Annotated in this window: 19 protein-coding genes and 1 other annotated feature; of the genes, 6 read left to right on the plus strand and 13 right to left on the minus strand. The window is 52.7% G+C overall.

Features of this window, described 5'->3' with window-relative positions; translation table 11 throughout:
• The first annotated feature begins 379 nt into the window (after window positions 1-379).
• Window positions 380-589, plus strand: coding sequence for a CopG family antitoxin (locus ACTNC3_RS04735; protein WP_441226642.1), 210 nt, complete (start codon window positions 380-382; stop codon window positions 587-589).
• A 112-nt stretch (window positions 590-701) separates the two neighbouring features.
• Here ACTNC3_RS04735 and ACTNC3_RS04740 read toward each other — a convergent pair whose 3' ends face one another.
• Window positions 702-959 (minus strand): hypothetical protein, encoded by a 258-nt coding sequence (locus tag ACTNC3_RS04740; RefSeq protein WP_441226643.1) that lies wholly within the window; start codon window positions 957-959, stop codon window positions 702-704.
• A 370-nt stretch (window positions 960-1329) separates the two neighbouring features.
• On the opposite strand from ACTNC3_RS04740, the gene ACTNC3_RS04745 reads away from it, so the two are divergent.
• Complete coding sequence (locus tag ACTNC3_RS04745; RefSeq protein ID WP_441226644.1) at window positions 1330-2421, plus strand: hypothetical protein; 1092 nt, start codon at window positions 1330-1332, stop codon at window positions 2419-2421.
• Between the two features lie 252 nt (window positions 2422-2673).
• Here the strand turns inward: ACTNC3_RS04745 and ACTNC3_RS04750 are convergent, their stop codons facing one another.
• The 3 genes from ACTNC3_RS04750 to ACTNC3_RS04760 form a co-directional block, all read right to left on the minus strand.
• Window positions 2674-3366, minus strand: a complete 693-nt coding sequence (locus ACTNC3_RS04750) for a 5'-methylthioadenosine/adenosylhomocysteine nucleosidase (RefSeq protein WP_410043334.1) — start codon at window positions 3364-3366, stop codon at window positions 2674-2676.
• 11 nt (window positions 3367-3377) lie between these two features.
• Window positions 3378-4460, minus strand: a complete 1083-nt coding sequence (locus ACTNC3_RS04755) for an undecaprenyldiphospho-muramoylpentapeptide beta-N-acetylglucosaminyltransferase (protein ID WP_441226645.1) — start codon at window positions 4458-4460, stop codon at window positions 3378-3380.
• Window positions 4461-4589: 129 nt separating this feature from the next.
• Window positions 4590-5018 (minus strand): HIT family protein, encoded by a 429-nt coding sequence (locus ACTNC3_RS04760; protein WP_441226646.1) that lies wholly within the window; start codon window positions 5016-5018, stop codon window positions 4590-4592.
• A 215-nt stretch (window positions 5019-5233) separates the two neighbouring features.
• Between ACTNC3_RS04760 and ACTNC3_RS04765 the strand changes: the two genes are divergently transcribed.
• Both ACTNC3_RS04765 and dtd read left to right on the plus strand, forming a co-directional pair.
• Complete coding sequence (locus tag ACTNC3_RS04765; RefSeq protein WP_441226647.1) at window positions 5234-5410, plus strand: DUF4250 domain-containing protein; 177 nt, start codon at window positions 5234-5236, stop codon at window positions 5408-5410.
• Between the two features lie 112 nt (window positions 5411-5522).
• Entirely contained in the window at window positions 5523-5978 is a 456-nt protein-coding gene (gene dtd / locus ACTNC3_RS04770) for a D-aminoacyl-tRNA deacylase (protein ID WP_441226648.1), read from the plus strand.
• A 60-nt stretch (window positions 5979-6038) separates the two neighbouring features.
• Here dtd and ACTNC3_RS04775 read toward each other — a convergent pair whose 3' ends face one another.
• A complete protein-coding gene (locus ACTNC3_RS04775) occupies window positions 6039-11738 on the minus strand; it encodes a Cna B-type domain-containing protein (RefSeq protein ID WP_441226649.1) in 5700 nt (1899 codons plus the stop codon).
• 571 nt (window positions 11739-12309) lie between these two features.
• Between ACTNC3_RS04775 and ACTNC3_RS04780 the strand changes: the two genes are divergently transcribed.
• Window positions 12310-13143, plus strand: a complete 834-nt coding sequence (locus ACTNC3_RS04780) for a hypothetical protein (protein WP_441226650.1) — start codon at window positions 12310-12312, stop codon at window positions 13141-13143.
• A gap of 79 nt (window positions 13144-13222) precedes the next feature.
• Here ACTNC3_RS04780 and ACTNC3_RS04785 read toward each other — a convergent pair whose 3' ends face one another.
• Both ACTNC3_RS04785 and ACTNC3_RS04790 read right to left on the minus strand, forming a co-directional pair.
• Window positions 13223-13534: a type II toxin-antitoxin system RelE/ParE family toxin gene (locus tag ACTNC3_RS04785; RefSeq protein WP_441226651.1), complete on the minus strand. Its 312-nt coding sequence runs from the start codon at window positions 13532-13534 to the stop codon at window positions 13223-13225.
• Window positions 13524-13784, minus strand: a complete 261-nt coding sequence (locus tag ACTNC3_RS04790) for a type II toxin-antitoxin system Phd/YefM family antitoxin (RefSeq protein ID WP_441226652.1) — start codon at window positions 13782-13784, stop codon at window positions 13524-13526. Before ACTNC3_RS04790 ends, ACTNC3_RS04785 begins: the two co-directional genes overlap by 11 nt.
• A 252-nt stretch (window positions 13785-14036) precedes the next feature.
• On the opposite strand from ACTNC3_RS04790, the gene ACTNC3_RS04795 reads away from it, so the two are divergent.
• Entirely contained in the window at window positions 14037-14288 is a 252-nt protein-coding gene (locus ACTNC3_RS04795; protein ID WP_441226707.1) for a DUF3791 domain-containing protein, read from the plus strand.
• Window positions 14289-14469: 181 nt separating this feature from the next.
• Here ACTNC3_RS04795 and ACTNC3_RS04800 read toward each other — a convergent pair whose 3' ends face one another.
• The 6 genes from ACTNC3_RS04800 to rplA form a co-directional block, all read right to left on the minus strand.
• Window positions 14470-15759: a replication-associated recombination protein A gene (locus ACTNC3_RS04800; RefSeq protein ID WP_441226653.1), complete on the minus strand. Its 1290-nt coding sequence runs from the start codon at window positions 15757-15759 to the stop codon at window positions 14470-14472.
• 2 nt (window positions 15760-15761) lie between these two features.
• A complete protein-coding gene (locus tag ACTNC3_RS04805) occupies window positions 15762-16160 on the minus strand; it encodes a VOC family protein (RefSeq protein WP_410043344.1) in 399 nt (132 codons plus the stop codon).
• 129 nt (window positions 16161-16289) lie between these two features.
• Window positions 16290-19268: a zinc-ribbon domain-containing protein gene (locus ACTNC3_RS04810; protein ID WP_441226654.1), complete on the minus strand. Its 2979-nt coding sequence runs from the start codon at window positions 19266-19268 to the stop codon at window positions 16290-16292.
• A 254-nt stretch (window positions 19269-19522) separates the two neighbouring features.
• Complete coding sequence (gene rplL, locus ACTNC3_RS04815) at window positions 19523-19894, minus strand: 50S ribosomal protein L7/L12 (RefSeq protein ID WP_410043346.1); 372 nt, start codon at window positions 19892-19894, stop codon at window positions 19523-19525.
• Window positions 19895-20038: 144 nt separating this feature from the next.
• Window positions 20039-20536 carry a 50S ribosomal protein L10 gene (rplJ, locus tag ACTNC3_RS04820; protein ID WP_410043347.1) on the minus strand — a complete coding sequence of 166 codons (498 nt, stop codon included), beginning with the start codon at window positions 20534-20536 and terminating at the stop codon, window positions 20039-20041.
• 40 nt (window positions 20537-20576) lie between these two features.
• Window positions 20577-20712 (minus strand) — a sequence feature (ribosomal protein L10 leader region).
• A 44-nt stretch (window positions 20713-20756) separates the two neighbouring features.
• Window positions 20757-21449 (minus strand): 50S ribosomal protein L1, encoded by a 693-nt coding sequence (gene rplA / locus ACTNC3_RS04825; RefSeq protein ID WP_410043348.1) that lies wholly within the window; start codon window positions 21447-21449, stop codon window positions 20757-20759.
• Between the last annotated feature and the right edge of the window lie 8 nt (window positions 21450-21457).

Below are 21457 nucleotides of genomic sequence, written 5' to 3' on the forward strand. Positions count from 1 at the left end.
CAATAAACCTTCTTTTTTTAAATACTGGTTATGCGAGCCCGGATTCCTCTTAGGAAACAAGGCTTTTCGTATCCAATATTTTTGAAATCGCCTGAGAGTGGATATTTTGCATCCACCTGTCATGCTTACAGTCAAAAAACATATCCAGTATTTTTATCATCAAACCATATTGGATAGTAACGTTGGCCAGAGGCGGCGAAGGGGCGGCAACGGAGTACTGTTCCTACGTTGCTGCCCCTCCGGCTCCTGCCTGAATTCAGTTGACGAGTGAACAGTAACGCGGGCCCAAAACATGTCTCGCCTTTCTCGCAACATGTAGTGACATATATGGATTTTATATATATAATATATATAAATAGAAAATGAATGGAGGTGCAGTATGCGTGAAGAATATGACATCAAGAACTTAAATCCGCGTAAGAATCCATACGCAAAAGAGGCCAAAAAACCGATTTCCATCAATCTTGACAGCAGTATCATCGTGTACTTCAAAAATGAAGCTGCACAGGTGGGTGTGCCGTATCAGACGCTCATCAATATGTATTTAAAGGACTGCATGCTCCACGAGCGCCACTTAGAGTGGAAGTGAGCATTTATAAGAAACTACTTTTTCACATCAAAAAGACCGCTCCGGCAGCTGTGGCTGTGGAAGCGGTCTTTTTTGATTGGATGTTTTTTCACTGGAAACAAATTGGTTTTCCTCACTCCTCGATAACTTCGATGCGGAGATAGTCGAAGCTGATCGGTTCCATGAAGCAGTCTTCGCGGAAGACGGTGACGGACTTCCGCTGGAACTCCCGGATGTTCGTGGAGAGCCAGATCGGTACGGCGAGGTCCATGTACTCACAGATTTCCTTCAGCGCGGTGAGCACGCGATCGGTACGGGACATGATGTAATCCTCCTGGCGGGAAACACAGTCCCGAACGATACGTCCGTCCTTATAAATTGTGCCACTCATACGAAACATAGGATTCTCCTTTGTAATGTCAACTGACTCGACCGCTCTGGTGCCCTTGCCTGAACTGCTGTAAAGCGATGTCGAGAAACGATCTCGGTATTGTCACACTCTGGTGCCCCTGCCTGAACTGCTGTAAAAAATCGGGGATGTGAACCGTTCTGAAGCGCCTTTTCGTTTATCACGAAGTAGATAAATGCTATAATAGTTTCAGAACGGAAGAAATTTATTTTTGCGGTTCTGCGTTCATGGTTTATTCAAATATGGATACTATGATGAAGTAAATCTGTAGTTTATTACCTTAATGGAAATAAACAGAAAAGTAAAGACCGTGTGAATCATGAATTCATCGCTTTCAGGAGGACGGAAGATCATGGGACTGGAAATAGAGAATCCACAGCAGTTTTTAGGGGAGGCGAAAATCGCCGTCGCTGCTTATCAGAAGGTGAGTGAGAGTCTGAAGTCGCAGCGCGAGCAGGAGAAGCAGCTGTCTGCCGCACTCGATAAGGCGCGGAAGGAGATGCAGGAGAAGATTCAGAAGACGCTGAAGGCGCGTGGTGACGAGATCACGGCGACCTACGATAAGCAGTTGAGTCAGGTCGATGCGCGTCTCAAGAAGGCGCAGGACGAGCGAGAGCATGCCCGCAAGGAGGGCATGAAGGGCCGCATCAAGCGGGAAACCGAGCCGCTGGTCACCGAGAACAAGGAGCTGAAGCGTCAGCTGGCCGCGATCTTCAAGAGGGATCATGTGCCGTCGATCTGCAACTCGAGTGTGTTCTACACCCTGTTCCGCCCATCCGGCTTCGTCGAACTCTTCCTCTGCCTGCTGACCTTCGTTGTGTTCTTCGCGGCACTCCCGTTCGGCATCTACTACTTCATCCCGGCGCATAAGATCTGGCAGCTGGTACTGATTTACGTCGTAGACATTCTCCTGATCGGCGGGATCTATGTGTCGTTGATGAATGCCACCATCGGGAAGCACTCCGCGGTGATCCGTGACGGTCGGAAGATCAAGAATCAGATCCGCAGCAATCGCAGGAAAATCAAGTCGCTGACGAAGTCCATCCGGACGGATGCGGATGACACAGACTATAATCTGCAGTCGTACGACGATGAGATCGCGAAGGCGCAGCAGGAGCGCAATGATGTCATCAGCCGCAAGCAGGGCGCCCAGAACACCTTCGAAACCGTGACGACGAACATCATCACGGATGAGATCGAGACCGCGGCCCGCCCGCAGCTCGAGGAGCTTCAGAAAAACTTCAAGGCAGCCACCGAGCTCCGCCAGCACTTCGAGAACCAGGAGAAGGAGCAGGCGCTGAACCTCTCCCGGACCTACGAGCAGTATCTCGGAAAGGCCCACATGAACGCCCAGGACATCGACCGCATCGCCGAGATGCTGCAGCAGGGCAGCGCGACCTCGATCATCGACGCCGTCGCACAGCTCGAGCACCCGGCGCAGTGATTTCCGACCTGAAGGATGACCAGCATGGTGACGACTTCATCATGAAATTAAAAGAGGATGCATCGCCTTGCCTGACGGTTTCATCACGAAATTTAAAGACCGCTCCCACAGCCACAGCTGCCGGAACGGTCTTTTTGATATAACAGTATTCCCTTATGGATGCGCACTTCCACTCTACGCGTTCGTGTGCATGTTGTCCTTTACCTGCACATGGAGGAATGTCTGGCACAGCACCTCATGATGTTTCGCGCATCAGATTCTCGCCACGAGTGCTTCGGTGAGCTTCACGCAGTGCTCGATGGCCTGCTTTTCGAAGGTCGGGTAGTCCACATGAGCGGAGTCGTCGGCCTTGTCAGAGATGGCGCGGATGATGACGAACGGCACCTTATTCTGCCATGCGATCTGGGCGATGGCCGCGCCCTCCATCTCGCAGCAGCGACCCTGGAAATGCTTGATGATCCAGTTCTTCGTGTCGCTGTCGGAGACGAACTTGTCACCGCTGCAGACGCGGCCGATGAAGGTGCGGATCTCCGGGTTCACGCGGCGGTTCTCCTCCTCCGCGGCAGCGATCAGACGATCGTCCGCGTGGAAGGCCATGGTGCCGACGCGCGGGATCTCGCCGAGCTGGTAGCCGAAGTTCGTCGCGTCCATGTCGTACTGCACCGCATCCTCGGAGAGGACAATGTCTCCGATATTGATGTGGGCGTCGAGGGATCCGGCGATGCCGGTGTTGATGACGCAGTCCACAGCGAAGCGGTCGATCAGCACCGCTGTGCAGGCGCCAGCATTGACCTTGCCAATGCCGGAGCGCACCACGGTGACGTCCTTCCCGTTCAGCTGGCCGGTCACGAAGCTGAGTCCGTTGTGTACTTCGGTCACCGCGTCGGTGATGTCCGCCTTCAGCTTCTCGACCTCTTCATCCATTGCTCCAATAATTCCAATCATTTCTAAACCTCTTAATTATTATTTACGACTTCCCGCAGCACGGCGATGACCTGGTCGACGCCGTTTCCCTGCTGGGACTGCTCCATGGCCGCGATGTACTGGGCACGCTTCGCATAGACGGTCTCGATGGCCGTCGAGAGGAGCGTCGAGTCCTTCTCCATCGCATGCTGATCGAGGACGTAGCTGAAGCCCTGCTTCTCGAAGGACTCCGCGTTCAGGATCTGATCGCCGCGGCTCTGATCGAGCGGCAGCGGGATCAGGATATTCGGCTTCTTCAGTGCCAGCAGCTCGCAGATGACATTGGCACCGGCGCGGGAAATCACGACGTCCGCGAGGGCGTAGAGATTCCGGAGTCCGTCGGACAGGAACTCGTACTGCTTATAGCCCGGCGTGTCGGCGAGCGACTCATCGAGGTTGCCTTTCCCGCAGATGTGGATCACGTCGTACTTCTCGAGGAGCTGCGGCAGCATCGCGCGGAGCGCTGTGTTGATCGCCACGGAGCCCAGGGAACCGCCGATCTCCATGAGCACCGGCTTGTCGCCGCTGAATCCGGTCATCGCGAGGCCCTCCTCGCGGGTGCCCTGGAGCAGCTTCTCACGAATCGGCGAACCGGTCAGCACGGCCTTGCCCGCCGGGAGCGACTTCGTCGTCTCCGGGAAGTTGCAGCAGATGCGGCTCGCGGCACGAAGGCAGAGCTTATTTGCGAGTCCCGGCGTCATGTCGGACTCATGCGTCACCACCGGAATATGCAGGGCATGCGCCGCCCAGACCACCGGCACGGCCACGAAGCCGCCCTTACTGAACACGATGTCCGGCTGGATCCGCCGAAGCGCCCGCTTCGCCTCCCCGTAGCCCTTCAGCACACGGATCGGGTCCGAAAAATTCCGGAGATCGAAGTAACGACGAAGCTTCCCCGTGGAGATCCCCGTGTACGGCACCTCCTCGCGCTCCATCATCTTCTTCTCGATGCCGTCGTAGGAACCGATGTAGTGCACCTCATAGCCGTCCGCCCGAAGACGCGGCATCAGTGCGATATTTGCAGTGACATGGCCAGCGGTACCCCCACCGGTCAGCACGATCTTTTTCGTCATCATCGAATAAACTTCTCCCATCTATGCTGCGGCCCCCAGCAGCGGCCCAGGCAGCGTGAAGCGCCTGCGTCATCGCAGCGGCCCAGGCAGCGTGAAGCGCCCGCGTCCGCCCAGGGGCACAGCGACATGCTATCAACGCTCGTTGTTCAGCGCCGCCTGCAGCTTCTCGCAGGTATCCGCTAGCTCCGCCGCGTCGGTCGTGCCCGGCTTCCAGAGCACCATCTCGTCCTCTGTGCCGTAGCGCGGGATCACGTGCGTGTGGAAGTGATGTACGGTCTGACCGGCCGCCTCGCCGTTGTTCTGCACGACGTTAAAGCCCTTCGCACCGAGCGCCTCCATCTCCGCGATGCCGATGCGACGCGCGAGCGGCATCACCTGCGCCGCCACCTCGTCCGGCAGCTGCGTGAGGTCCTCATAATGCTCCTTCGGGATGATCAGGACGTGGCCCACCGTCGCCGGGCTCGCGTCGAAAATCACGCGGAAGGTGTCATCCTCGTAGAGGGTGGTCGTCGGAATATCTCCACAAGCTAACTTACAGAAAATACAATTCTCGTCTTTCATATGCTATACTCCTTTCGGATGCGGCTTCCTGTACCCTGTCCGAGGCCAATGCCTCCGGGCGCCTGGTACATCTCGCCGCGGTCAGTCTGTGCGCGCTCATGACCGCGGGCGTGGCCGGCTTCTCAGTGTCGGCCCGCGCGGCAGCTCATAGAACCGCAGATTACTGAACATTATAGTATTTTGATCAGAATTTCACAACATAGAAAGGAACGAAGATGAATTTACCGAAGGATCCCATCATGCTGCTGAGCTACCTCAACACCCAGCTCCGCGACAACTACGACTCACTCGAGGCCCTCTGCGACGCCCTCGACGCCGACCAGGCCACCCTCGAAGCGACGCTCGCCGGCATCGACTACCACTACAATCGCGAACTGAATCAGTTCAAGTAAATACGAAGCTCGCACGCCGATGCGCGAATGTATACTAAGCTTGCCAGTGGACAGGTTTCCGTGTACATCGGCATCGCGCCGGTGCTTCATGAAAGAAACAGGAGAAACTACTATGAGATGTGTCATCCAGGTCGTCAACCACGCCTCCGTCACGGTCGACGGTGAACAGATCGGCCGCATCGACCGCGGCTTCCTCATCCTCCTCGGCGTCGCCGAAACGGATACCGAGGCGCTCGCGGACCGCATGGTCAAGAAAATCTGCGGACTCCGGATCTTCCCGGACGAAAACGGCAAGACCAACTGCTCCCTCGCCGATGTCGGCGGTGAGCTGCTCGTCGTGAGCCAGTTCACCCTCTACGCGAACTGCAGGAAGGGCAACCGCCCGAGCTTCATCGAGGCCGGTGCCCCGGAGAAGGCCAATGCTCTCTACGAGTATTTCATGGCCGAGTGCCGGAAGTACGTGCCGACCGTCGAGCACGGCCGCTTCGGCGCCGACATGAAGGTCGAGCTGCTGAACGACGGACCATTCACCCTGATGCTGGACTCCCAGCAGCTGTTCGGGGAATAAATTTTATAAAGAGGGGACAGGCCACACGGCCTGTCCCCTCTCTCTTTCTACTCTACTGAATTAACGGCGATTTCTCTTCGTGAATCGAATGCCGAACCATCCGAGCAGTACCAGTACGGCTGCCAGGAATCCAAAACCAAAGATCGACATCATGGACTCATCGCCCGTTCTCGTCTTTCCTCTGTTCGCTCCCTTTACATTACCGCCATCCTGGCCATTCTGGCCCTTCTTGTTCTTGTTACGGTTCGCACCTCTTACTCGACCATACTCGTCGGTCTCAACCTCCTCGGACGGACCACCATGTCCGCCGCCTGGATTCGTCGTCTCTACCGGTGTGGTTTCTGGTACCGTCGTCTCCGCAGGTGTCGTCTCAGCCGGTGTAGTCTCCGGAAGCGGATGCGGATGATCTCCACCACCGCCACCGCCGGAGGACTTGATCCGCTCATCACAGATCTTGATGACACCGTCCTCAAGCTTGACATCATCGGAGCTGCCTGCCAGCGTGATTTCACCCTTCTCACCTACGGTGAAGTTCATATCGCTGATCGTGTAATAACCGCTCGGCGCTGTCTCCTCGTGAATCGTGTAGGTCTCACCTGCCTTCAGCTTCGAGCCGAAGTCATGCGTCTCACCCGACTTCGAAATCCACTCCGCAATTACTGCGCCCGTGGAATCCTTAATCTGAATCTTCGCACCATCCAGCTCACGCGTACCCGTACGCTCGAACTTGTTGACCTTAAAATCGATCGACTTATTCGTCAGCTGTACCACGATCTTACCATCTTCTGTAGAAGACTTCGAATCCGTCAGAACATAACCCGGAATCGCTTCCTCGGTTACGGTGTAGGTAATCTTTTTGCCTGACTCATACACCGGAAGATTGTCAAACGTTGCTTTCCATTCCCCGGCTTCATCAAGAACCTTCTGACGGTTTGCATCTTCGATCGTCTCACTGCCAGCAAGCTGTTTCATCAGCTTTACTGTGATTGTCTTCGGTCGCTTGCCATCCTGATCGTTATTATCCGACCATACCTTCTGTACAGTGATGCTTGTCGTTTCCGGAGTATGGGTGTTTGTAATCTTATAGTCATTATTTTTGTCGCCAGGCGCAGACGACTTATATCCAGCCGGTACACTTCTCTCGACTACTGTATATGCAATCTCCTTTCCGGCCTTATCTAATTTCTCCAAACCGCTCCAACCGTATTTCCAGTCGCTCAATGCAGTTACTGTTACTGTCTTACCTTCAACCTTTTTGTTATTCGCGTACAGATCTACCGTGATTTCATTCGGTCTCAGTCCATCCTGGTTATTCGCATCATTCCACACCTTTTCGCCACTGATTTCTATGGTCTCCTGAGCAGGTGTGCTCGGTTTCTTATTACTTACCTCAAATGTATAGGCTCCAGGAACAACCTTTACCTCTAGCTTTTTATCTTTATTTTTGTTTTCAATCAGTGTCTTTACTTCTTGCGCCTTTTTATCCGCATTTTCATCCTCGCCTTCGTAGAAAACGAAATAACATCCATGCTTGTCGTCGTACTTTTCGTTGATAGCATATCCCTCTGGTGCCTTCGTTTCCACGAATTTGTAGGCGTAATATGGTGCAGCTGTGCTGGCGTTATTTACTGGTGTAAGATTCTTAAATGTAAGCTTGCCACTGTTCTTATCTGTAGTTGCAGTTGCAACTGAATCCGTTCCGTCCTTGGTAAGCGTGCCATCCTCACTAACTTTTAATCGATACAGCTTAAATTCTGCACCAGATAGTGATGTATGGGTATTATCTTCATCATATTTATGAATATGAATCGATGACGTAGAACCAGTAATATTTGCAGCATGCTTCTTGATAATATGCTTCTTCTCTACGTTGATAACCTGTTTTCCTGTTCCACTCAGTTCTGCATAATTTGTAAATACATGTCCAGACCAGTCAGGATACAAATTATCTGACTTCAACTTATACGTAAAGGTAATTCTCCGACTATCCGGCACGACAACCGTAAGCGTTCTCGTTCCAGAATCCAGACCCAGATTTTTGCAGCTCCCTTCAGGGATGAAATTATAGCCATTACTGATAAACTGCGTTCCTTCCGGAAGAATATCCGTCAAGGTAAGGTCTTTTCCGCCATTTAAAGTCAGCGCATCTGGATTGATTACGATCTGGTACTCGATAATATCCGCCGTTAAAGTTTCTGGTGAAGTATCAGTCTTCGTAAAGTACTTGTACTTATGCTCGACCGTCGCCGTAGCATCTCCCTTTATCTTATCACCACCCTGATCAACGACTCTTGCCACATTCTCATAAGAAAATACCTGATGTGGGTTTTCCTTTTCTTGCTTCTGAGCCTCACCCGTCAGCTTCGTCTTATACGAAATCGTATATCTGACACCACTGATACCTGCTGGTGTTTCGATGTTATAAATTGTTCCTCCATTATTCACTTTGGTTCCATCCAGTTGTGAAGTTATATCCACATGGATTTTACCAGTTTTATTTGATACTTTTATTTCCGGCCATACCCAGGAACGATCGTAACGTTTTCCATTTGAACTCCATCCGTCTGTTGTGATTTTCAAACCACCAACAAGCTCCATGCCTTCTGGAATCTCATCCTCAAAGATTAGATTCTTTTCTTCACGAAGATCTGCCTTCTCTGGGTTCACAGTAACCGTCCAGTTAAATTCTCCTGTTGCTTTATCTTCTGTAACATATTTTGACATGCTCCAGTCTGCGAAGGTTTTTTCTGCCCAACTATCCTGACCAGGTTTGCCATCTACAGTTACGCCTGCTTTATTATAGAAACTTGCTTTCTCTGTGTTAGTATAATCGTGGTCATCTGAACAAACTGTTCGAACACCCTCTATAACGATGCTCGACGTGAGATTTTCAAATTTAATACTCTTCCCATCTTCGATAATACTGTGACTTCCTTCATAAGGGGTTCCATCTGTCTTTTTAATCGCAACATGGCTTAAATCAAAGGTCATAATATATGGTCTATACCATTGATTTTCACCACATCCAGCCATCAGTTCTGTCACAATGACATTATGAAGCTCCGTACAGCCTTTCGGAAGCTCTACCTTGATATTCCAAAGAACAGCCTTTGCGTCCGTATTAAAGCCAGCCCAGGATTTCGTAATCCTAGCCATCTGCTGAACACCGAAGTTATGTTTTTGGTTTTCAGACGATGCTTCTCCACGATCTCCATTATGTTCATCCGTCACCCTATTTTTTATATCCTGTGTGCCCGTTAACTGATCTGATTTTGCCGGCTTCGTCTTGTAGGTTATGGTATAGGTGCCGATACAATCCTGATCATTCGGGAAGATATACTCAAACAGCTTTGTATCTTTCTGACTATAATTCTTATCATCAGGCGTAATTGTCTTTATTCCATTTATGTCTGGAGAAATCGTAATATCACCATCCAATACCTGGTTATCCGACATCGTATCGGTAATCTTATGGCCTCGCATGTTGACGCCCTCACCACCGACTGTAATCGTATAATGATATTCTCCGTTTTTATTTTCGACCGACTTTCTTACCTGAAGCTTTTTATGAGGCGTGATACTGGTCGTACCGCCATCCGTGGTCTGGCCGCCGTCCCAGCTCCACTGCGCACGATTTCGCAGATTCTGTCCGATATCCTCCTTATTCACGATCGTTGAGTACTGGAGAATATATTCACTATCAGCTGTGGTATTCGTAATATTTAAAGCTTTACATACATCTAGTGTTATACTTTTTCTATCTGTGCTAAAGGTAAGTGCATCACCCAAATTGTTATATACTGGATACCAGTTCTCAGAAAGTTTAAAAGAGTCCTCTTTATAATTCTGTGGGCCGATAAGCTCATCTCTCAGCTCGAGATTTTTCACTGCAGCATTCGCTTTAAACTTAAGCGTGTAGTTAAGTATGATACTGCCATCTTCATTTATTTTTTCAAATGTAACATCGCCAGAGCCACTATCACAAGTTTTAGATGCCTCTGCTTTCTTCGGGAAAACAACGGTAACGCCTGTCGCAGAGCCTGGGAATGTAAAGGTATATTCCTTCTCCGTTCCGATCATTTTCTTATTCAGCTGAGCTTCGAAGCTAAAATTTCCATTTACGCCTTGTGTTTTATCTTTTAAGAACTCCTGCTTAACTGTAAACGTAATTTTATTATTTTCGACCTTATAACTACCGGTGATTTCATTTCCTTCATAGAGATCGCCCGAAATTCCATTGATAATATTCAGCGGCTGGCTCGCAACAAACTCAGAAAGATCGTACTCCCAAACATTACGTATTACGCTTTCGCCACTTTCATTTTCTGTTTTCACTGTATCCAGAAGTCTGTTGTCATCTACATCAAAGTGCATATTCAGCGTAAATGGAGTATCTCTCGATATATTACCATTTGTCGTTATTTTAATACTGCTTGTAATATCTTTTAATTCAATAGGGGTTGAAGATGTCGTTCTTGCTTGTGCTCTTCTCATCGCAAACATAGAGAAGCTGTCGACTTCAACCTCGACTGTCTTCTCTGTCTTTACGTCGCTGTCCAGTTCCTGCACGTTGATGTCAGAAGCCTTTACATTCTGAACGTCAATGGTTTTTTCACCCTCGGCTTTTACACCTTCCGCGAGCGGGAGGTGGTAGGTCTTCACTTCAGCGGCGTCCTCTACGCCGAACCAGTCCTGTAAGTGATTTTCGAGGTATTCGATCGTGATCTTTACGGAGCCTTCTGTCGGCTCGTACTCGATCTCTTTGCCATTCTCATCCTTCATAATAAAGGAGATATCGCGGAGAACGGTGTTGTCCTTCGTGTGCTCAATCTCCGGCTCTGCTTCATCCATGGCCTCGAGATACGCCGCATACATCTCATCGTCGTCGATCTCGGTTACGCGGAGGCGGGCATCATCCGGCACCGCATTCGCATCCTCGAGGGTAGCCGTCACCTTAACGCCCTTACCGAAGGCGATGTAGATGGTCTTCCGGTTTTCCTTTTCCTCGAGCTTCTTCTCGTCCTCTTCCTTCGGGATCTCGGACTCGGTCGCAAGCTTCGTCTCCTCCTCGAGGAGCTCGCCCGGCTTCGTCTCTTCGATTTCGACCGCCGCACCCGTGCTTTCGTCAATGTCTACACTGCCGGCTCCGACCACGGAGCTTCCGCCAGCGTTCGAGCCATGGACAGCATCTGCCTTACTCTCTTCTGCACCGGTACCATGGCCGGCATCCGACTTACTCTCTTCGGTCACTATGCCGTTGGCCGCGTCAGACTTTGACTCTTCTGTTGCTGCGCCGTTGCCAGCATCTGCCTTCGACTCTTCTGTCACTGTACCATTGGCAGCGTCGGACTTTGACTCTTCCATCGCTGCGCCATCGGTCGCCTCGGACTTGTTTGTGGTGGTCTGCTCGCCTGCTGCGGCATCCGCCACATGACTCTCGTCGCCTGCATCAGCCGAAGCGGCGGTGGAAGAGGCGCTGTCGGAAGCGGCATTTCCAGAAGCATCCGTGGTGCTGTCGGTGTCATCGGCATCGATCACTGGTTTCCCGGCATCACCCTGTTCAGATGATACCCCCCCCCAAACTTCCGAATTTTCGGCAGCTGCGGATGCGTCCGCAGCTGTGGCCTCAGCCTCGTAGCTGGCGTCCGCCTGCTCTACGGCGATGCCATCCGTCGCGGAATACGCCGGCAGCACGTTCGATGTCACCATCATGCCCGCCAGCATAAGCGCTGTGAAACGTTTTTTCAGATGAATCCTCATTTTCTTCTCCCCCAAGATGAAATCTTAACTATACTGAAAAATCTGATGCAGAACTTTAATTCTTACGATTTTCTTACAGAGATTCTGACTCAAACTTAATATATGCCCCTCGCGCGGCCAGTTCAATATATAAACCGGTTTTCGTACACGTTTTCGTAACTTTCGTGGTTTCGTTGCATTTTCGCTAAAATTTTCGTCATTTTTCTATATACTTTAGTAAATTAATGACAGTATTTATAAAGCCATCGGTTATAGAGAAAAACGGGCAGTGGGGGAACATGACGGCAGAATTTCTCCTGTCGCAGTAAGATCTTTTAAAATTCACAAAACAAACACAGCTTCCTATTATAAATAGTGCATCATTGCGAATCGGACGAAGCATGAACGGAATTTTAATAAAGCCTTAAGAGGAAAGAAATGGAACTGCGCGCCTCTGCGTGGTATCTTATAGTTCGCTTGATTTTATCGTCGGCTGTCTGGCTGCGGAAGCGCAGTGAGGAGCATGAGGATAAGCTTGTGTCAGGCTTCGCAACAGAGATATGGATTTACAGAATAACCAAAGGAGAACTACATGAAGAAGAAATTAACATACACATTACTGATGGCGATGATGGCACTGTCTCTTTCTGCCTGTGGCGGTAAGAAGGATGGAAAGCAGGAGACGGTCGAGGGTACGATCGCGACTGATGACATGAGCGACTTCTATGCGACTATTCAGAAGGCGGACGGTAATCAGCTGACCGTCGAGCTCGATGATGGCAGCAGCATCACGGTCGACCTCTCAGAGGCACACACGAATCCGGCATGGAGCTGGATGCCGGGTGACGAGGTCGACATCTACTACGCCGGCGAGGGTGACCCGACGGATGGCATGAAGGTCGCAGAGGTTCAGATGGATGTACCGTACGAGAACACCAACTCCGACTTCTCCGAGAACACCCAGGTGTACGGCGAGATCACGGCACTGACCGACGACTCTATCACCGTACGTGAGGAGGAAGGCAGAAACGAAGAGGACGGCCCGCAGGACGGCACCGAGTACACCTTCAAGCGCGCGAGCTATGGTTTCGATATCGGTGAGCCGGCGGTCGGCACATACGCACAGATCCTCTATATCGGCGAGCTCGGCGCAGATGACGCCACCTGCTTCCGCGTCCTGACCGACGACATGATGGACGACCCTGCTTCTGACGTTTACGCCGTACAGGGCACCCTCACGAAGCTTGAGGACGACGTCGTTTACCTCCAGTGTGACGACGCCACCGAGTTCAAGTTCAGCGTCAGCGGCGACGACCAGCTTCTCTCCGACGCCACCGCAGCCGTTGGCAAGAAGGTCAAGATAAGCTTCGTGGACTCCCTCCGCATGCGTGTCGCAACCGCCGACACCATCACCGTCGTGGAGTAAGCTGAAAACAGAAAATAATCCATATGAAAGATCGAGCCCCACCTCTGAAGAGGTAGGGCTCAATTTTTTTCAAACGTTATTATAGCTTTACATGATAGTTTTCTTTCATGTGAAAAAAACCGATGATGTAGACGGTATCGAGGATGATTCGATATATGAGTATATAATCGTGTTTTTCTAATGAAAGTTTTCGGTATTCCTTGGAACGAAGATAAGGATCCTCACAAAAAGCAAATGATTCTGCGTACATTTCCAATGTGGTAAAAGCAGATTCAAGATCATCCAGTATTGCGGATGCGCCCTGTTTGCTGTGAAGAGAGTGACGAACATACTGAATGCAATTATCAATCTGAGCGTCGGCATGAGCCGATAATTCAAGCTTATAATTCATATTTTACCCTAAGATCCGCTAGTGCTTCTTTCGCCGGGCGCGTTTTCCCTTCTGCGACCTGTCTCTCTGAAATCTCAAGTTCTTTATAAATCTGGTCTCTCCTTATCGTCGCCTCATACGTTTCCATGCTCATGACGACCATATCGCCATATCCATTTTTAGTGATATAGATCGGTTCAGAGGATGCATGGCATAGTTCAGAAATCTTCGTAGTATCTTTGAGTTCTTTGATTGGAATAATCTGTGGCATATCGCACCGCCTTTCTTATGGGATTATTATGCCATAATTAGAGCATAATATTCAACATTTTAAAGCAGATTATGCCAGCCATGCAAGTGACTTCAAAATAATGAAAGGGGTCAGCTCGATGATTTTGTACATTGTGATGTCTAAGCAAGCAATATATAATCACAATCAGGTATAGAATCGTAAAGAAAGGAGACACAGTTTATGACTGAGAGACAGAAGGATATCGCAGATATGCAATGTTGGGTGTTCCGAATGGCGCAGTCAAAGTGGGAAATGACGGCGAAGGATTGTGCTGAACTCTTTAAAAAATATGATCTTCTTGGGTTTATTTCCGAATGCTATGATCTCCTTAACGTAAGCAGTTATAATAACGCACTGGAAGACATCGAAGACATACTGAGAGCGAATGGAGTGAATGTATGCAAGAAAGCGACAGACGGGTGCCGCACATGCTGGATGCCAAGCCCGGAGAGGAGCCCCGGAAGCCATACAGAGCGACCGTGAAGAATCAAAATCCCATCCCTTAGAAGCACTTAGAGTAATTTTTCCTTAGCACCCTCTGCAACGCTGAGTTTTCATAGAGAAAACTCAGTGATTGCAGAGGGCTTAGTGCTTCTTAGGGATGGGATTTTAGATTCTTCCGGTCGCGGAGTACTGTGCTTCCGGGGCCCCTCTCTGGGCGTTATCAGTCGTGATTCCTTCTATGACTATGCGGGTAGTGGTAGAACTCCATGTCCTTCACGCCGTCCGGGAGGTACTGCTGCTCGACCCAGTTGCCTGGGAAGTCGTGCGGGTACTTGTAGCCGACGCCGCGATTCAGCTTGCTGCTGGCCTTGTAGTGGGCGTCCTGCAGGTAGGATGGGATCGGGAGGTTGCCGGAGTGCTGCACCTCCTGCATGGCCTCGAAGATCGCGGCGGAGCAAGCGTTCGACTTCGGTGCGGAGGCGACGTAGGTCGCGGCCTGGGCCAGGATGATCTGGGATTCCGGCATGCCGACACGTTCCACCGCCAGGAACGCGTTGGTCGCAACCACTGCCGCCATGGGGTCTGCATTGCCCACGTCCTCAGAGGCGCAGATCACGATGCGGCGGGCGATGAACTTGATGTCTTCGCCGGCGGAGAGCATGCGGGCCAGGTAATAGACGGCGGCGTCCGGGTCGGAGCCGCGCATGGACTTGATGAAGGCGCTCACGGTGTCGTAGTGGTTGTCACCGTCCTTGTCGTAGCGCACCGCGCGCTTCTGAATGCACTCGGAGGCGACGTCAAGAGTGATGTGAATGCGGCCGTCCGGGTCGCGGTCGGTAGTGAGGACCGCAAGCTCGATAGCATTCAGCGCCGCGCGAGCGTCGCCGTTTGCAGCATCAGCGAGGAACTCACGTGCGTCGTCGTCGATCCAGGCATGAAAGGAGCCGACGCCCTTCCGCGTGTCCGTGAGGGCGCGGTCGATGAGGGTCGCGATGTTCTCGCGGGAGAGTGGCTTCAGCTCGAAGATGCGGGAGCGGGAGATCAGCGCGCCGTTGACCTCGAAGTACGGGTTCTCGGTGGTCGCGCCGATGAGGATGACGGTGCCGTCCTCGACGAACGGGAGGAGGTAATCCTGCTGCGCCTTGTTGAAGCGGTGGATCTCGTCGATGAAGAGGATGGTCTTCCGACCATAGCCGCCGTGGTTCTGCTTCGCGCGGGCGATGACCTCCTCGAGGTCCTTCTTGCCGGCGATGGTGGCGTTCACCTGCTCGAAGTCAGCCTTCGTGGTGTGCGCGATGACCTGCGCGAGGGTCGTCTTGCCGGTGCCCGGCGGGCCGTAAAAGATGAGGGAGCCGAGCTTGTCGGCGCGGATCGCGCGGTAGAGCAGGGTGCCCGGGGCGATGATCTGCTCCTGGCCGACGATGTCGTCGAGGGTTTCCGGGCGCATGCGGGAGGCCAGCGGCGCGTCGGACTCCTTCTGCTTCTCCGCCATATACTCAAATAAATCCATGGTTACGCTTCTTCCGGCCAGGACTGTGGCTTTGTGCGGTCCGGGATCACCTCGATCCAGTAGCCGTCCGGGTCCTCGACGAAGTAGATGCCCATCGGGGCGTTCTCGAAGCAGACGCAGCCCATCTTCGTGTGGAGGTCGTGCGCTTCCTTGATGTTCGGAGTGCGGAGCGCGAGGTGGAACTCCTGCTCGCCGAGGTCATAGGCCTCGGTGCGGTCCTTGAGGTAGGTGAGCTCCAGACGGAAGCTCGTGGTGTTGTCGCCGAGGAAGGCGAGGGTGAAGTTCGGGCGGTCGTTGACCTCGACCGGCTCGAGACCGAAGGCTTCCTTATAGAACTTGAGGGAGCGGTCCAGGTCCTTGACGTTAAAGTTGAAGTGGTTGAATGCGAAAGTGTTATTCATCGTTTTCCTCTATGGTGTGTATGCATGTCGCCCGCGGGTTTCGGTGGCCGCGCGGGCGGAGTGAACGGAACTGCAGAGCCGCGGCACACGGGTGCGCGGGCGGGTGCAGGATGTAAGCATTGGCCGCGATCAGCCCTGGCTGCCCAGGATGAAGTCGAACTTCGTGATGACGCCGTCGTCGTCGAAGGTCGGATTCAGGATGCCGATGTGCGGCAGGAAGTGGTAGGCGTCGGTGACCAGCGCGTCCGGAAGCTTCTTATCGATGTAATGCATCCATGCGCGGTTGCTGATCTTCACGGTGACGTCGGTGCTGTCGCCCTCCGGTGTGTCGGAGCTGTGCGAATAGTATGCCTTCGCTGCGAAGGTCGAGTAGTCGCCCGTCTTCTGCCGGTCGGCGGTCTGGATAACCACCATCGCCTTCGGGTGCTGCTGGAACAGGGTCACGAGGTCGGAGGCCCTGCGGCCGCTTGCGTCCACGGCGATGCCGTCCGGTGTCGTGGTGTCCTTCAGCATCTTTCCGTCGGCACCGACGTAGTAGGTATCCTCGATCCAGACGTCGGTGAGCATGTGACCGGTCTCGTCGAAGAAGTACCAGTCGTCGTCCGACTGCTGCCAGCCGGTCTGCATCACGCCCTCTGCGTCGAAGAAGTAGGTGGCGCGGTCGATTTCCGTGAGCCCGGTCGCGCGGTAGCCCGCCTCGTCGAAGTAATACTTCTGGTCGTCGATGGTCTGCCAGCCGGTCACGAAGCGGCCATCCTCGTCGAGGTACTGCACGCCGTCGGCGGTTTCATGCCAGTCGTTCAGCGAGTACTTGTCCGGGTCGAGCCGGATTTCGTAGCTCTGCGTGAAGCTGCTGCCTGCCTCGCCGTCCTTCGCAATCGCGTGGGCGGTCACGGTGTAGCGGCCGCTGTAGCTGAGCTCGGCCGGGGTGGCATACTCGATCGTCTCCGGCGTCGTGCTGTCACCGTCCCGCTGGATCGTGTAGCGGATCGGATCGCCGGCGTCGGTGCTCAGCTTCACGCTGACCGGATCGCTGAAGTCGCCGCCCTCCGGGTCGAAGTGAACCGTCGGGTCCAGCGCCTCGAGCTCGTCCTTCAGCGCTCTGCTGTCCGGGTAGTCTGCGAGGTTGCTCTTCAGGAGCGCCACGGCCTCGGTGTGGTGTCCGGCGTCTGCGTAGGCGTCGGCGGCGTGGAGGCAGATCTCCTCACTCTGCACACCGTAGCCGAACAGCTGCTGGTAGGCCGCTGCGGCCGTCGTATAGTCGGCGGCTGCGTATGCCTTCTCCGCCTGTCTGCGGATCCGGCTTTCCTTCGTGGCTGGCATCTGGTACCATCCCGCCAATGCTACGGCCACGACTGCGATCACTGCGATCGCGACTTTCACAAACCGCTTCGCGCTGTGCGCGTGTGCCGCGGAAGCGGTGTCGGTGGTGACGTCGCTCACGCCCAGCATCTGGTCGACACGATCGTAATCATTGAGCGGAGTGATGGTTGCCGTGCGCTCGCCGTCAGCGGAGTCGGCATCCTCGGCGGTGGCGGACTCGGAGTCTTCGTCAGAGTCGTCAGCGGCGGGGTCGGAATCCGCGTCATCAGAGTCGTCAGTGTCAAGATCGTCGGAAGCGTCAGCATCGCTGTCGGGGGACTCGTCAGAATCTGCCTCATCGGAATCGAGGGACTCGTCGGAATCTGCGTCATCGGAATCAGCTTCTGTGTCATCGGCATCATCATCGAGATCAGCTTCTGTGTCATCGGCATCATCATCGATATCGTCATCGTCTGAATCATCTTCGGACTCTTCCTCGGACTCTTCCTCTGGATCATCCGGCAGATGATCCGCGATCGGGACCACCTCTGCGGTCTCAGAATCTTCGTCTGTTTCTTCGGTTGATTCCTCCTCGGAAGTTTCTTCGGTTTCCTCTACTGCTTCTGTTTCTTCAGATTCTGCTACTTCGTCCGTTGTTTCCTCAGTGGAAGCTTCCTCTGCTTCTACCAGCTCAACCTCATCGGAAGATTCGGTTGCTTCGGAAGTCTCTGCTTCTTCCTCGTCATCGTCGAACATGTGGGTGCCGAGGGTTTTATGGGCGGCGAGGTTGAGGAGCTCCTGCTTCATCGCTTCTTCGAGTTCGGCGCGTTCTGCGTCCTTCTTCGCCTGGGCTTCGGCTTCTTCCTGTGCCTTACGCTCGGCCTCCGCTCTCGCCTCTTCCTCTTCACGGGCCTGACGCTCCGCTTCTTCACGGGCGAGGCGCTCGGCTTCCGCTTTCGCTTCTGCCTCTTCACGGGCGATTCGCTCTGCTTCTTCGCGCGCCTTCCGCTCTGCTTCGGCTCTCGCCGCAGCTTCTTCGCGGGCGATGCGCTCCGCTTCTTCGCGTGCCTTCCGCTCTGCTTCGGCTCTCGCCTCGGCTTCCTCGCGGGCCTTGCGCTCTTCTTCCTCACGGCGGCGACGCTCCTCCGCTTCGAAGCGGAGGGCCTTCTTGTAAAACTCATCCAGGATCGCTTCGTCTTCCGCTGCCGGGTCGTAATCCTCGTCTTCCGAAGAAGCTTCTACAGCAGACGCTTTCGATGGAGCATCGCGTTTCCTTCCGAAGGAATCGCCGAAGTCTATATCGAAATCTGCGTCGATATCCTCACGCGCAGGCGTGTTTGCGGCATCTTCAGCATCTTCTTCCGAAGCATGCTCACCGTCCTGCGTTACGCGAGGATCTGCCGCAGCGTCATCTGCGTTGAGGTCGCCTGTATCCGCCGACGATGCACCGGCGGCAGCAAGTGTTGAGGCTGCGCCATCTACGTTGAGATCACCTGCATTGGCCGACGATGCACCGGCGGCAGCGAGTGTCGAGGCTGCGCCATCTGCGTTGAGGTCGCCTGCATCCGCCGACGGGGTCTCCGTCATCTGATCGAGCTTCGCCGAAAGATCGTCGCCGATGGTTGCCTTCTGACGGTCCCAGGCCGCGCGCACGGTTTCCGCGTTATAGACCGGAAGCGTCTCCGCCGAGCTCTCGAGCTGGGCCTCGTAGTGGATCCGGACTAAGCCGTCGGCAAACAGCGCTCCGCAGTAAGGGCAGAACGACGCGCCATCCTGTATTTCTTTTCCACAGTTTGTACAAATCATAAATATGCCTTGTTCAGTGCGCTTCGCGGGATGCGAAGCAAATATATTTAGACAGTCCTTATTTTATTATACCAAATAATCGTAGAGATAGTTATTAAAATTATAGTGCAGGGAGGACGGCTGGGGCATAAAAACGTACAAAATTTGCCAGACAGTGTCTGGTAATTCTTATCGTACTGATTCACATAAAAAAGCCGGAAGGCAAGTAACTTACCTTCCGACTCTGTATAAGATCTGACTTAATGTCGCTTTTATTACTTAAGAGTAACCTTAGCGCCCTCAGCCTCAAGCTTAGCCTTGAGATCCTCAGCCTCTGCCTTCGGAGCAGCCTCCTTGAGAACCTTAGGTGCAGCCTCAACGGCCTCCTTAGCTTCCTTAAGGCCAAGACCAGTAGCCTCACGTACAACCTTGATAACCTTGATCTTGTTAGGACCAACATCAGTAAGCTCTACGTCGAACTCAGTCTTCTCCTCAGCTGGAGCTGCAGCAGCGCCAGCAGCAACAACAACACCTGCAGCAGCAGATACGCCAAACTCTTCCTCAACAGCCTTTACAAGGTCATTAAGCTCTACAACGGAAAGCTCCTTGATAGCTGCGATAAACTCTTCTGTAGTTAACTTAGCCATTTTAATTTCCTCCATTTGAAATTTTGTGCTCATGCACAGTTCAAAATAATTCTTTTATGTTTTGCAGTCGATACTGCGGTACTCACCACCTGTGAGTTCAGGTTCCTCCGCACGCTTACGCGGCTTTGGATGTCCATCTGCTGATTAAGCAGCTGGCTCTGCGTTCTTCTCTGCCACCTGATTGATGACACGTGCGAAGTTCGCGATCGGGCTCTGCAGGGATCCGCAAAGTCTTCCGAGAAGCTCTTCTCTGGAAGGGATAGCTGCGAGTACCTTGACCTCGTTCTGATCGTAAAGCTTGCCCTCTGCTACAGCTGCCTTAAGCTCAAGCTTCGTAGCCTTCTCAGCAAACTTAGCGATGATTCTAGCTGCTGCTGCAGGATCATCCTTAGATACTGCAATAGCGGTAGGACCCTCAAGTACGCCGTCGAGCTGAGCGAAATCTGTACCCTCTGCTGCTCTCTTGATCAGGGTGTTCTTAAATACCTTGTAAGTAACACCAGCCTCTCTTAACTGCTTACGGAGCTCAGTATCCTGCTCAACCGTAAGTCCGAGATAATCAACGGCAGTAACAGCGACAGCGCCATCAAGGAGTGCCTTGATTTCGTCAACGATCGGCTGCTTTAATTCAACCTTTGCCATTTTCGGTTCTTCCTCCTTATAAGATTTTTTCGTATAAACCTTTACAAAAGGAAAACCCCATGCCAAAAGACACGGGGTTGAACAAACTAAAATCGTTTGTATCTTTCCTCGGCAGGCGTTCTGACTTACGGTGCGGACGCACCACCTGCTGTCTTCGGGTTAATACGCAGTGTATATTAACATCGGCTCACGCCGCTGTCAATACCCTATTTTGTCAAGATTAAGCACCGAACTGAACGGTATCCATCTTAACGCCAGGACCCATGGTAGAAGTCAGTGTAGCGGACTTCAGGTAGGTTCCCTTTAATGTAGCTGGTCTAGCCTTTACAATTGCGCTCATGATCGCATCAAGGTTCTCCTTGAGCTGCTCAGTTGTGAAGGAAGCCTTACCGATTGCTACGTGGAAGATGTTTGCCTTGTCAAGACGATACTCGACCTTACCAGCCTTAGTATCAGCGATTGCCTTGGTAACATCCATGGTAACAGTACCGGTCTTCGGGTTCGGCATTAAGCCCTTCGGTCCAAGTACACGACCGAGACGACCAACAACACCCATCATATCCGGAGTAGCGATGATTACATCGTAATCAAACCAGCCATCCTGGATCTTCGGAATAAGCTCCTCAGCTCCTACGAAATCTGCACCAGCTGCCTGAGCCTCATCGGCCTTAGCGCCCTTTGCAAATACGAGGATTCTTACCTTCTTACCTGTGCCGGCTGGAAGGACGACAGAACCACGAACCTGCTGGTCTGCGTGACGTGAGTCACAACCAGTTCTGATATGGAGCTCGATGGTCTCGTCGAATTTTGCTGTTGCATTCTTCTTTACAAGCTCAAGTGCGTCAACCTCGGTGAACTTTACCGTTCTGTCAAAGCCCTGAGCGGCTGCTGTATATCTCTTACCTGTCTTCATAATCAGTT

The organism is Oribacterium sp. HCP3S3_B9, from assembly GCF_052064255.1.
Classification (GTDB): Bacteria; Bacillota; Clostridia; order Lachnospirales; family Lachnospiraceae; genus Oribacterium.